The 13,048-nt window shown below is 45.8% G+C and carries 12 protein-coding genes; 2 read left to right on the top strand and 10 right to left on the bottom strand.

Going from position 1 to position 13,048, the window contains the following annotated elements; translation table 11 throughout:
• Positions 1-120: 120 nt before the first annotated feature.
• From H3V01_RS06525 to H3V01_RS06505, 5 genes are all read right to left on the bottom strand, one after another.
• On the bottom strand, positions 121-903 hold the full coding sequence (locus tag H3V01_RS06525; protein ID WP_025331197.1) for a hypothetical protein: 783 nt from the start codon (positions 901-903) through the stop codon (positions 121-123).
• A 67-nt stretch (positions 904-970) separates the two neighbouring features.
• Complete coding sequence (locus H3V01_RS06520) at positions 971-2,287, bottom strand: NAD(P)/FAD-dependent oxidoreductase (RefSeq protein WP_232332606.1); 1,317 nt, start codon at positions 2,285-2,287, stop codon at positions 971-973.
• Positions 2,288-2,364: 77 nt separating this feature from the next.
• Positions 2,365-3,246: an ABC transporter permease subunit gene (locus tag H3V01_RS06515; RefSeq protein WP_025331195.1), complete on the bottom strand. Its 882-nt coding sequence runs from the start codon at positions 3,244-3,246 to the stop codon at positions 2,365-2,367.
• On the bottom strand, positions 3,239-4,207 hold the full coding sequence (locus H3V01_RS06510) for an ABC transporter permease subunit (RefSeq protein ID WP_078475665.1): 969 nt from the start codon (positions 4,205-4,207) through the stop codon (positions 3,239-3,241). The genes H3V01_RS06515 and H3V01_RS06510 overlap by 8 nt, the downstream gene beginning before the upstream one ends.
• Positions 4,208-4,226: 19 nt before the next feature.
• Complete coding sequence (locus H3V01_RS06505; protein ID WP_025331193.1) at positions 4,227-5,357, bottom strand: ABC transporter ATP-binding protein; 1,131 nt, start codon at positions 5,355-5,357, stop codon at positions 4,227-4,229.
• A 539-nt stretch (positions 5,358-5,896) separates the two neighbouring features.
• Between H3V01_RS06505 and coaBC the strand changes: the two genes are divergently transcribed.
• Positions 5,897-7,078, top strand: coding sequence for a bifunctional phosphopantothenoylcysteine decarboxylase/phosphopantothenate--cysteine ligase CoaBC (gene coaBC / locus H3V01_RS06500; protein WP_198186451.1), 1,182 nt, complete (start codon positions 5,897-5,899; stop codon positions 7,076-7,078).
• 82 nt (positions 7,079-7,160) lie between these two features.
• Positions 7,161-7,622 carry a dUTP diphosphatase gene (dut, locus tag H3V01_RS06495; protein WP_198186304.1) on the top strand — a complete coding sequence of 154 codons (462 nt, stop codon included), beginning with the start codon at positions 7,161-7,163 and terminating at the stop codon, positions 7,620-7,622.
• Between the two features lie 146 nt (positions 7,623-7,768).
• Here the strand turns inward: dut and ppk1 are convergent, their stop codons facing one another.
• From ppk1 to H3V01_RS06470, 5 genes are all read right to left on the bottom strand, one after another.
• Positions 7,769-9,829 carry a polyphosphate kinase 1 gene (ppk1, locus tag H3V01_RS06490; RefSeq protein WP_084586115.1) on the bottom strand — a complete coding sequence of 687 codons (2,061 nt, stop codon included), beginning with the start codon at positions 9,827-9,829 and terminating at the stop codon, positions 7,769-7,771.
• A gap of 86 nt (positions 9,830-9,915) precedes the next feature.
• A complete protein-coding gene (locus H3V01_RS06485; protein WP_198186303.1) occupies positions 9,916-10,530 on the bottom strand; it encodes a serine acetyltransferase in 615 nt (204 codons plus the stop codon).
• 6 nt (positions 10,531-10,536) lie between these two features.
• Complete coding sequence (locus H3V01_RS06480; protein WP_078475662.1) at positions 10,537-10,809, bottom strand: oxidative damage protection protein; 273 nt, start codon at positions 10,807-10,809, stop codon at positions 10,537-10,539.
• Between the two features lie 62 nt (positions 10,810-10,871).
• On the bottom strand, positions 10,872-12,209 hold the full coding sequence (gene argA / locus H3V01_RS06475) for an amino-acid N-acetyltransferase (RefSeq protein WP_198186302.1): 1,338 nt from the start codon (positions 12,207-12,209) through the stop codon (positions 10,872-10,874).
• On the bottom strand, positions 12,206-13,006 hold the full coding sequence (locus tag H3V01_RS06470; protein ID WP_084547888.1) for a hypothetical protein: 801 nt from the start codon (positions 13,004-13,006) through the stop codon (positions 12,206-12,208). The genes argA and H3V01_RS06470 overlap by 4 nt, the downstream gene beginning before the upstream one ends.
• Between the last annotated feature and the right edge of the window lie 42 nt (positions 13,007-13,048).

The raw sequence follows: 13,048 nt of genomic DNA, 5'->3' as shown, positions 1-13,048 counted from the left end.
AATGCTTAAAAAAGCTGTAGCATGTTATTGTTGCTACAGCTTTTTTGCTTGATGAGAAAAATTATTTTATATACCTGAGTTTGCAATATCGATCATGATTGTGCGTTAGCCGGGCTTATTTCAGGCGTATCCGGCCATCGCGGCAAGCTTAAGTGTGTCTTTACCATAAAATTTAGCCTTTAGATGACGCATCCAGCGGATTTTATGTAAGCTTTTGTTGACAATACTGCTTACTTCATCAGGTTGATTATGCAGTACGCTATGCCATAATTCTTTAGCCGGAACAGTTACGCCGAATTCCTGCATTAAACGTGCACCTGAGTGCAGATAGCATAGCCAGTCGCGGGAATGGCATTGCGTTAATGTCATCGCGGATAAAGGATCATCTTCGAAATCGATAAAGCCTATGCTGTCCTGATTAATGTAAATCATATTGCGCGCAAAAGTTTCACTCAGGTATTGCTTGCGTTTATGTACATCTTCGATGGCGTTAAGACCAAGCTGCCAGCGTTGCAACAGAAGTTCAGGCTGATGCTTACAGTGTTTCCATTCTTTTTCCAGATTGTGATCGCCAATATGACTAATCATCAGTGCATCCGGTTGTTGCGCCAGAATGGCAGGAACCCGCACTCCTGCTGAGGCCAGAGCCCGCAGACGGGATGCTTCGGTTTGCAGTGCAGGTATTCCACCCAAATTGGGTACAGGTTGCAGCATGTGAATACCACTTATTTTCTGAGCTATTTTTAATAAGTGATAGCGCCAGGCACTATTGCGTGCACCAGCTTGCCGTACCCATACTTTTTCGCCGTTAGTCAGTATATGGCTTTGCATCAGGCCGGTTTGTATGAGCAGGCACTGTTGTAATGCATGCTGATAAAAGGCAGAAGAGTCGGAAGCAGTCATGAAGCCTGTTGCTTGAATTCAAAAACGGGTATTGATTGTACTATAGTTAAGTTTATAACTCTTAAAATTAAGGTAATAAATCTTTTAGACGGTAATAACCTGTTCCTACCCATTGTATGGGCAGGCGCAGTAAACTGCCACCGGGAAAGTTGTGATGTATAATTTTTTCAAACATGCACAGGCGGCTGTCATCGCCGCTGATTGCCTCAGCAATAATTTGCCCGCTCATACCGGCAGCAGCCACGCCATGTCCTGAAAATCCTTGTAAAAAATAGAGTTGCGGGTTAAGACGCCCGAAATGGGGCAGGCGGTTCATGCTGATATCAACCAGACCTCCCCAGGCATAATCAATTTCTGCATCAGCCAGCTGTGGAAATACTTTAAGCATATCACGGCGCATACTCTGAATGAGTTGCTGCCGGCCGGGTTCACGACCGGAATAATTGACTTTACCTCCGAATAACAGACGTTTGTCTGCACTCAGGCGATAATAATCAAGTACAAAACGGGTATCACATACTGCCATGTTATTTTTGATGAGTTGCTGACCACGTTCCCCAAGCGGCTGGGTTGCAATCATATATGTACCTACCGGCAGGATTTTGGCTTCGAGCGCCTTTATAGGTGCCTGCCGGAGGCTGCGGGTGAAGGCATTGACGGCAATCACGAGATTTTTAGCAATGATATTTCCGTTTGGTGTGGTAATCCGGTATCCGTGCTGCCATGTTTCCAGCGAAAGCATAGGGGAATGTTCAAACAGCAATGCTCCGGCACGGGCAGCTGCACGAGCTAGTCCAAGTAAGTAGTTTAGTGGATGTAAATGTCCGGCCTGATGGTCAAAAATCGCGCCGGTATAGCGTTCACTGGCCAGTTGCTGTTGCAGCTGATTGGAATTCCATACTTCATAATCATGAAAATGATAGTGTTCGGCAGCTTCTTTCACCCATTCAGTTAAGGCACGCAGCTGGCGTGGTCGGATGGCTGCATGAGCGTAACCGCGTTGCCAGTCACAGCTGATTTGGTAGGTTTGAATCTGTTGTTCAATCAGAGTGACAGCTTCACGGCTCCACTGCCAGAGTGTTTGTGCGTTTTTCAGTCCGATCATGCCGGCCAGATTGCTCATTTCAGCAGCGTAACCATAAATGACCTGACCGCCGTTACGGCCGGAGGCGCCATAACCGATTCGGGCGGCTTCGATAAGTGCTACACTATGCTGCTGCTGTGCCAATGGCAATGCAGTACCAATTCCGCTCAGCCCGCCACCAATGATGCAGGTTTCAACTTCAACAGTACCTGTTAAACTTGGATAGTGGCTGTGGTCATTACAGCTGGCTGTATAGTAGCTGTCAATGCGTTCTGTATCTGGTGGCATATGGGTAGACATAGTTACATGATTAAACTGATTAGGAAGATGAAAAATTGGCAGCTAACCGAAATCAGATAGCTGCCATGTATGCATTTTTATTTGTTAGCCTCAAGTAACTGACTCTGTCGATAGGCTTCTGCCATTTCCCGTTCACGTCGGGTATTTTGCCGCATCATAAAGTAATTAATACCAATAACCAGTGTACCTACCAGTGCAATGATGATGGTGGCCAGTACATTCATTTGCGGATCCAGACCCAGTTTGATTTTTGAAAATATAATCATTGGTAAGGTTGAGGAACCCGGACCGGACAGGAATGATGTAATGACTAAATCATCCAGCGACAGTGTAATGGACAGCAGAAAGCCAGATGCAATAGCCGGAGCAATTGAAGGCAGTGTAATCAGAAAAAATACCTTTAATGGCCTTGCACCAAGATCCTTGGCTGCTTCTTCCAGTGACTGATTAAGCTCAGATAAACGTGAGCGGATAATAACAGTTACATAGGCCATACACAGGGTGGTATGACCAAGCCAGATAGTAAAAAAGCCGCGTTCAAAATACAGAAAGCTAAAAACACTGTTTTGCAACAATATCTGTACCTGAATAATTAACAGCAGCATGGACAAACCGGTAATGATGTCCGGCATAACCATTGGTGCAGAAACCATACCGGCAAACAAGGTATTACCACGGAAACGTTTGATGCGGGCTAGTGCATAGCCGGCAAGTGTTCCCAGAATGACTGCGGCTGCCGCCGAGCACAGAGCAATGCGTACTGAAAGCCACGCAGCATCAAGTATCTGTTCATTCTGTAATAATTTACTGTACCACTGAGTGGAAAAACCTCCCCAGACAGTGACCAGTCGCGAATTGTTGAATGAGTAGATAATCAGGACAACCAAGGGTATATACAGAAATGCCAGCCCCAGAAACAGCATTACTCTGAGAAACCAGGATGATATGTTTTTATGCATGGCTGGCTCCTTCTTCAATTTCCCGGTTTTCATAACGATGGAACAAGGTAATCGGAATCACCAGTAACAGCACCATAATGACAGCAACTGCTGACGCCAGCGGCCAGTTATTCTGATCGAAGAAAGCCTGCCACAGTACTTTACCAATCATCAGATTTTTTGGTCCGCCTATCAGTTCGGGTATCACAAACTCACCAACTGCCGGAATAAAGACCAGCATCGAACCGGAGATAATCCCGGCTTTGGATAGTGGCAGAGTAATGGAAACAAACGCTTTAATAGGACCGGCACCGAGATCGGCAGCGGCTTCCAGCAGGCGGTTGTCCAGTTTTACCAGCTGAGTGTACAGAGGCAGAATCATAAAGGGCAGATAGGTATATACCATAACCAGATTCAGTGAGAATGAGTTGTATAGCATATTCATCGGGTTGTTGATGAGTCCCCATTTGATCAGATAAGTATTAATAATACCGTTATGGCCGAGCAGGCTCATCCATGCATATACGCGCAGCAGAAATGATGTCCAGAAAGGCAGCATAATGGTAAGCAGCAGACCGTTACGGATTTTTTCCGGTGCCCGGGCGATGGCATAGGCTATCGGATAACCTGCCAGCAAACAGATAAGTGTCGTAGTGAAAGCTGTTTTAATTGATAACCAGTAAGTCAGCAGGTAAATATTATCGCCTAGATTGCCAATAAACATTTGTCCGAGAGAATGCCAGAAATCATTGAAAATGTCGGCATAATTCTGGTAGCTGACCAGAATATTTACCCGTCCCATTTCAGCATCTACATGATACAGCGGAGTATAGGGCGGGATAGCAATATCCTGTTCGGCAAAGCTGATTTTAAGTACGATAAAAAACGGGATAAGGAAAAGTACCAGTAGCCAGATATAAGGGATGCCGACAACCAGTCCCTGTGTCGGGCGCAAGCCTTTGAGGCGGTTAAACCAGTTCATGTTTAAGCTCCCGCGCCAATTAATGGGTCAGAGGACTGACCTGATTATCCGGCCAGCTGATGTAAACTTTTTCTTCCCAGGTGGGCATAGGAATGCTGTATTGTTCCCAGTATGAGGATAACACCTGACTTTTAATAATTTTGCCGGAAGGCAGCTGGATATGAAAAATACCAAAACTGCCCAGATAAGCAATTTCTTTGACAATTCCGGCTGACCAGTTATATTCCTGCTGAGGTTGCTCGCGATAGATGTTGATATCTTCAGGACGAATAGACAGCCAGATTTTCTGATCTTCCGGTCCGCTGATACCGTGACCAAGATAAACCAGTTGCTGCATTTCGGGGCAGTGAATAATGGTATGGTCGGCACCGTCTTCAGTCACTTTGCCTTCCAGAATATTGGTTTCGCCCATGAATTCAGCTGTAAAGCGGCTATTCGGATAGTCGTAAATATCAGAAGGTGTGCCAACCTGTTGCAACTGTCCGTCCGACATGATGGCAATACGTGAAGCCATTGTCATGGCTTCTTCCTGATCATGGGTAACCATAATACAGGTAGCGCCTACTTTTTCGAGAGTATTCACCAGTTCCAGCTGGGTTTGCTGACGCAGTTTTTTGTCCAGAGCGCCCAGAGGCTCATCCAGTAACAGCAATTTAGGGCGTTTTGCCAGACTGCGTGCCAGCGCAACGCGTTGCTGCTGACCACCGGAAAGCTGGTGAGGTTTGCGTTTGGCGTATTTGCTCATTTGTACCAGACGCAGCATTTCTTCCACCCGCGCACTGATTTCATCTTTGGGCAGTTTATCCTGCTTTAATCCGAAAGCGATGTTTTGTTCGACCGTCATATGCGGAAACAGGGCATAGCTCTGAAACATCATATTGATAGGACGGTCGTAGGGTTGCAGTTTAGTAATATCTTCACCATCAAGGATAATCTGTCCCTGAGTTGGTGTTTCCATACCGGCGAGCATGCGTAATAAAGTCGATTTACCGCTGCCGGAGCTGCCGAGCAAGGCGAATATTTCGTTTTTTTTGATGGTCAGATTAATATGGTCTACGGCGTAATTATCGCCATAGGTCTTGACGATGTCTTTAATCTGTAAGTAATGTGCTGGATCGGCACCGGGTCTGGTGATTGCGTTTTCGCTCATAATTAAAGGTTACTCCAGAAAAATCGTTCCAGCCAATGCTCGGCATATGGATGTTTACTGTAATGTTTAAAGAACGGTGCAAAAACGATTCTGCTCCTGCTTTAGGGGACGCATTGTATGCAAGCATTTAGTATGGGGCAATGAAATTTAAGTGTTAATACGTTTAAATTCTCCACTTAGAGTATAACTTTGTATGTAAACAGGGATTTAGCGGTACTTTTTAAATTGAATAAAATTTTGTTAGGATTGAGCTAAAGTACGGTCTGACAGAGAACATGCTGTCTGGCAGGCTGAATATTGCCTAGTGTATCATGTAATTATTGGCTGCTATATTCATTTAAACCTGATCTACTCAGCGGTTGTATCTGATAATGAGATTGTACTGATTTCAATTATAAAATGTGAATATGAGTATAAATGGATTATGCAAAAAATTTTCCTTATAATCAAATAGTTTGTTTTATTTTTTTCTGACTGGGTTAAATGAAAATTCGGTAGATATCTGTTTACGGCCGGTCATGACGATGGATGTAAAAGTAATGAAGAAAAAGGTGTTGCTGGGTATTTGTGGTGGTATTGCCGCATATAAATGTTGTGAACTGGTGCGGCTGCTTAAAAAAGCAGGACATCAGGTTAATGTTGTGATGACACAGGCAGCTACTGATTTTGTCAGTCCCACTACTTTTCAGGCACTGAGCGGAGAACCGGTATTGCTGGATACCCATGATGCTGCCGGCGGCAACGGGATGGCTCATATCAATCTGAGTCGTCAGGCAGATGTGATGCTGATTGCGCCGGCTTCTGCCAATACGCTGGCGAAAATTGCGCACGGAATGGCTGATAATCTGCTGACAACTCTGATAGCAGCCCGTACCTGTCCGCTGGCTGTTGCGCCGGCAATGAATGTACAGATGTGGAATAATCCGGCTAATCAGCGCAATCTGGCTTTATTACGTCAGGATCAGATAAAAATACTCGGACCGGCAGTCGGTGAGCAGGCCTGCGGCGAAACTGGCAGCGGACGCATGCTGGAAGCGGCTGAACTGGCGGAATTGCTGGCAGATGTCTGGACACTGCCGGTGCTGGCTGGTAAACGTGTGCTGATTACAACCGGGGCAACCTTTGAAGCCATTGATCCGGTACGCGGTATTACCAATATTTCCAGCGGACAGATGGGTATGGCTCTGGCACGTGCCTGCCGTGCGGCCGGAGCAAGTGTATCTTTGGTTTACGGACAGATTAATACGTCAGTGGCAGCAGGGCTGGCTTACACTGAACAGGCTGTCAGCGCAGATTCTATGCTGAATGCAGTCGAGCGTTTATTGCCACAGCAGGATGTGTTTATTTCTGTAGCAGCAGTGGCTGATTACAAAGTAAAAAACCGCAGTGTACAAAAACTGAAAAAACAGCCGGGGCAGGCTGTTCCTGTAATCGAACTGACTGAAAATGCCGATATACTGGCAACTGTAGCCGGCCGGCCGGATGCTCCTTTCTGTGTCGGCTTTGCAGCAGAAAGTGAGCATGTTCTGGAACATGCGCGTGTTAAACGGCTGAAAAAAGGTGTGCCGTTACTGGTAGCCAATGATGTGAGTCAGGCTATGGGTAAAACGACCAATCAGGTAATTTTACTTGATGACGAGCAGGAAACGGCTTTACCGCAAATGAGTAAAGCGGATACGGCTGCGGCTATTGTTGAACGGCTGGCACAATTATTGCCGTGACAGTAAAAGGCTGTTACTGATGTGTTATAAGGGCGTGCTGTCCTGATATTTTTAATGATCTATTATTTAAAGACTGGTTTTTATGAGTGCTTCTGAGTTATCTGTACAAATTAAAATATTACATCCGTCAATGGCAGAACAATTACCTGAATATGCGACGATTGGTTCGGCCGGGCTGGATTTACGTGCCTGTATTGAAGCACCGGTTACTTTGCAGCCGGGAGAAAGCTTTCTGCTACCGACCGGACTGGCCATACATCTGGCTGATCCGGGATATGCAGCTCTGATATTGCCGCGTTCCGGTCTGGGGCATAAACATGGAATTGTACTGGGTAATCTGGTTGGTTTAATTGATTCGGATTATCAGGGAGAATTAAAAGTATCGTTGTGGAATCGCAGTCAGGAAGCGTATGTGATTGAACCTCTGGCACGGATTGCTCAGATGATTATTGTGCCGGTTATGCAGGCAGCTTTTACTGTGGTTGATGAATTTGCGCAAACCAGCCGCGGAGAAGGCGGTTTTGGTAGTACCGGACATCAGTAATTTTTATTTAAGCAAACGAAAAGCAAGGTATCCGGATGGATAACCTTGCTTTTTTTTGCCATGGCACTGGCTAAAACTGCTTACTACACAATTAATTCAGCATTCTGACCGGCCATTCGGTAGTTTTAGGTTTGAAACCAGGATTATTACTGGCGATAACGCTCAATAAGCATATTCTGCATATTGGTTATTGACTCTTTCTCTGCTGGTTTAATGCGCTCATACTGACCATCCGGCTGCATCAGCCATGCACACTGATTATCAGCCAGCGCAAGCATCAGAGTTTCCTTGATTATACGTTGTTTTAGCTCAGGTGTTTCAATCGGTGTGCAAATTTCTACACGACGGAACAGATTTCTTCCCATCCAGTCGGCGCTGGATATCCATAGTTTAGAATCACCGCCATTTTCAAAATAAAATACCCGTGCATGTTCCAGCAGCCGGCCGACTATAGAACGTACCCGGATATTTTCTGATAAGCCTTTAACACCCGGACGCAGCACACATATTCCGCGTACTATCAGCTCAATTTGTACACCGGCCTGACTGGCTGCATACAGGGCATCGACAATAGAAGGCTCAACCAGTGCGTTCATTTTAGCAATAATACGAGCTGTTTTGCCGGCTTTTGCCTGCTCAATTTCGTTATTAATGCTGTTGAGAAGCATTTTGTGCAGAGTAAACGGGCTTTGCGCTATTTTATGCAGATTATTGGGTTGTCCCAGACCGGTGATTTCCATAAATACGGTATTAACATCCACGCTGATATCCTGATTGCAGGTCATCAGACCCAGATCAGTATAAATACGGCTGGTGCCCTGATGATAATTACCTGTACTGACATGAGCGTAGCGTTTCAGCCTGCCGTCTTCACGTCGGACTATCAGTGCCATTTTGGCATGAACTTTATAACCGAAGACTCCGTATACGACATGGGCGCCGGCAGCTTCGAGCTGACCTGCCCAGTTTAGATTAGTTTCTTCATCAAAACGGGCCATCAGCTCAACCACCACAGTAACCTGTTTGCCTGTCAGTGCTGCTTTCATCAGTGCTTTTACCAGGTCAGAGTTACTGCCAGTGCGGTAAATGGTCATTTTTATTGCAATAACCTGAGGGTCATCAGCTGCCTGCTGAATCAGACGAACTGTAGGTTCGAAAGACTGATAGGGATGATAGAGTAAAATATCGCGCTGGCTGATAATGCTAAACATATCGCGATTTTTATTCAGAATGGCCGGTGTGCCGGGAATAAATGGCGGAAATTTTAAATCATTGCGTTCAACCATATCCGGTACGGCCATTAGTCGTACCAGATTTACCGGACCGTTTACCCGGTACAATTCGTCGCGCCCCAGATGAAAATGACTAAGCAGGAAATCGTAAACGTGTGCTGGACAATTATCGGCTACTTCCAGCCGGACACCATCTCCATATTGTCTTCCCTGTAATTCACCGGCAATTGCCGTGCGCAGATTTTCCAGATCTTCTTCATCAACACTTAAGTCGCTGTCGCGGGTAAGGCGAAACTGATAGCAGCCTTTAACGCTCATTCCAGTGAAGAGTGTATGCACATGAGCATGCAGGATTGACGACAGAAATACAAAACCATCATGCCCGTCACATAATTCCTTAGGCATTTTCAGTACTCTTGGCAAAATACGCGGAGCCTGAACGATGGCCATGCCGCCGGTACGCCCAAAAGCATCTTTACCTTCCAGTTCTACTGCAAAATTCAGTGATTTATTCAGTAAGCGCGGAAAAGGGTGAGAAGGATCGAGTCCGATAGGGGTCAGAATAGGTAACAATTCATGCCGGAAGTAATCAGCCACCCACTGGCGTTGTGCCTCACTCCATTCACTGCGCGGATAAAAAGATATGCCTTCACTGCGCAGTGCCGGAATCAGCTCATCGTTAAATAATCTGTATTGTTCGGCAATAATGGCGTGAGCTTCTTCGGTTACATTGGCAATAACTGTATCCGGTAGTTCGCCATTGGCCAGAGGAATATGTGGTGAGAGTTCACGGGTACGCCGCAGCCATGCCATCCTTACTTCAAAAAATTCATCCAGATTGGAAGAAACGATACATAAAAACCGTAAACGTTCGAGTAAGGGTACCTGTGTATCCTGCGCCTGTGCCAGAACGCGACGATTGAAAGCCAGCAGGCTAAGTTCACGGCAAAGTAGATGTGGCTGAATTTCGGACATTGGCTATACCTGTAACTGTCATTAAGGGTAAGAATTTGTCAGTCTGGTGTTAATGTTACTAACATTGGCACTGTTTTGCTGTCAGGTCAAGCTTCATTTGTATTTTCTGGTGGCCAGCGGTTGTGGATATATTGTCCCGGGTTCTGGTAGTTCAGTACTTTAGCGTAATTGCCGGCAGCAGTGGCATTTGCCGGAATATTTTTAGTCACAACACTGCCGGCGCCAATAGTGGCATTGTCACCAATCTGTACATTTTCAATCAGATTACAGTTGGGTCCAATGTAGACGTTATTACCGATACAGGCTGCGGGTCCGTTGTTAGCGCCAATTACTGTGTAGGGAGAAAGATTGACATTGTTACCCAGTTGGGCACTGCTATTGATAATCAGCGGGCCGCCATGACCAATGTACAAACCATAACCCACTGCTGTGCGCGGGCTGATAATGATGCCGCTGCGGCGTTTTTGCCATGCATACATGGGATAGGCAAGTTTGCGCCATATTCCCGGTACGGAGGCCAGCCTGAGCCAGAAAGTAAAGCGGAAACCCCGGTTGAACAGATAATGACGAATAAAACTAGACCAGTCTGTACGGCCGCTATAACGAAACAAATCACTTTTAATAAGCTGGATAACCATAAAACAGTGCAAAAATGTCGGGAAAATAAAAGGCTGTTCGTCTCTGTGAAATCGAACAGCCATTAGTTTTTATTCCTGAGGCGGTGTATAACCACTGATTTGGTCGGCACCTTCGCCGAAGAAATAATTTTCCATTTGCTGAGTAATGTACTGACGGGCGCGGGGGTCGGCCAGACTAAGGCGGTTTTCATTAATAATCATGGTTTGATAACGTAACCAGCCATCCCATGCTTCCTGTGATACGTTATCGTATATGCGTTTACCAAGTTCATTGGGAAATGGCGGAAATTTCAATCCGGGCGCTTCTTTGCCCAGTTTAACGCAATGCACCATATGGCTCATGTGTTTTCCTTTGTGTCATTCAGGGAAAAATACAGATTGTAAAATATTTTGCAGGAGTTGGTTTAAAGCTGGCGGCAAAATATTTTCGACTGGCGTTTGTTACTGGTGTACTGTTGCTGCCGCTCTAATGGTAACTGTTCCAGATGAGCACTGATAAATCCGCGTTCGACAAACCAGTCACCAGTATGTGTGCTCAGAGCAAACAGTTCTTTTAGCTGTAATTGCTGTGCCTGTTTAATAACATGAGTCAGCAGCAGTTCTCCGTAGCCGCGGGCGCGGGCATTCGGTGAAACAATCAGACAGGCCAGCTCACCGGCATTTGCTTCAGGATAAACATGTAAAGCAACACAGCCATAAACATAACAATCCTGCTCAAGCACAGAAAATTCATGAATATGGTTTTCCATGTATTCACTGTCGCGCGGTAATAAAATACCGGCTGCTTCCAGTGGCGCAATCAGTTGCAGGATATCACCGATATCTTTATTAGCAGCCGGCCGGATACGCATAAAGGGCGCTTTAGCCATGGCTGTGCCGCTGCCTTCACGGGTAAATAATTCCTGTAACAGGCTGCCATCCTGTAGACCGGACAGTACATGCACCCGCTGAACACCGTGTTCAAGTACATGTGCTGCTGTCTGTAACAGCTCTGTCTGGCGTCTGCTTCCGGTGTTTTGTGCCAGCAGACTGGCAATTTCAACACAGTTCAGTTCACTGATGGTTTGTTGCTGTTCATCCAGTAAACCCTGCTGTGTGCCCAGAAAGATGAGTTTTTCTGCGCTGATGGCTTCTGCCACAGCCTGTGCAACTTCATTTACCTGCAAACGATATGACTGACCGCTAAGCGAATGACCGATCGGGCTAATTAATACCAGCTGATTGTGAGTCAGACGCTCTTCGATAGCGGCCGAATCTACTTTGCGAACACAGCCGCTGTAGCCCATATCTGTTCCGTTAATTACGCCCAGCGGCTTGGCGCGCAGGAAATTGCCGGCCGCAATACGCAGGTTCGGAGTGCTGTGCTCCATAACCTGTGTAGGTATCATAGATAGAGCTGCTTCCAGATTGAAGCGTGCAATTCCGCTGGCCTGTTTGACTAATTCCAGAGCAGCATTATCCGTAACCGGATTTTCATCTATGCTGATTGCAGTATCACTGCCGGCTATGGCCTGAATATACTGGCTGCACCCGTGAATAAGAACCAGCCTCATACCGAGGCTGGTTAATAAAAGTATATCGGCGGCCAGTGCTGCGAGTTTGTCGCTTACCAGAACATGGCTACTGATTGCTAAAACAAGCGTTTTACCATTCAGATGGTGGATATAGGGTGAAGCCTGACGAAAATCGTGAACAAACTGGTTACTTTTAAAAATTTCTTGATTACCTGCATGAATGTTCATTTTACTGCCATTAAATAAAATAACTGCATCATCAGTACAGTTAACGCAACAATGGTTGCCAGAGTCCAGTTAAATTCTTTGGACAGTTTATCCTGCTGATGATGTAAAAATTCGGTTTTGGCATGGATGGCATCGGTTTTTTCGATTGCATCATTAAGCAGCAATGGTACATCTGCCTGATTTGGATTGTCATTAGGCAGTAAGGTAAAAACAAGATTATTCAGGTTATTCACATTACTGTTCATGGAGATGCTGGTGGTGTTTTCTTCAGGCACATGGACTGGTGTATTGACTATTGGCGGAGCTTCTTTTACCGGCTCTGCTACAGGTGGCGGGTTGCGCAGTAATTCACTGCTGGCCAGCTGTGGCTGCGGCGCAGACGAGTGTTCCGGTTCCGGTTCAATTACCGTTGGCACGCGGATTTCAACTTTATTGGCTACTTGATTTAATAAAGTATTCAGATTCGGTCTTTTATCAATAACCGCAGTATTTTTTGGTGTTGGTGCACTGGTAAATATCTGACTCTGGGCATTTCTGCTGTTGGTCTGATTTAAATTCAGAGCATTTTGCAGTAAATCCATTACTTCACTGGCACTGGGTACCTGTTGTCCGGAAGCTGCCGTATTATTTTTGCTTCCGGCCGGCGGGGTGACATTTTTATTCGTACGGATTTTGGATACAACTGTAAATCTGTGCCGGCATTGTTCACACACAACACGTCCTCCGTCACGTGGCGGTGTTGCTACGATATTTTCTGCATGGCATTTAGGACAAATAACAGTAATTGTTTTAGACATGATTTTTCAGCAAACCAAATAGTTAAAAAGGAGGCAATTAAG

The organism is Snodgrassella sp. M0351 (assembly GCF_016100575.1).
Taxonomy (GTDB): Bacteria; Pseudomonadota; Gammaproteobacteria; order Burkholderiales; family Neisseriaceae; genus Snodgrassella; species Snodgrassella alvi.
The sequence above is the reverse complement of the archived record's forward strand: the minus strand, read 5'-3'. Positions and strand labels throughout refer to the sequence as shown.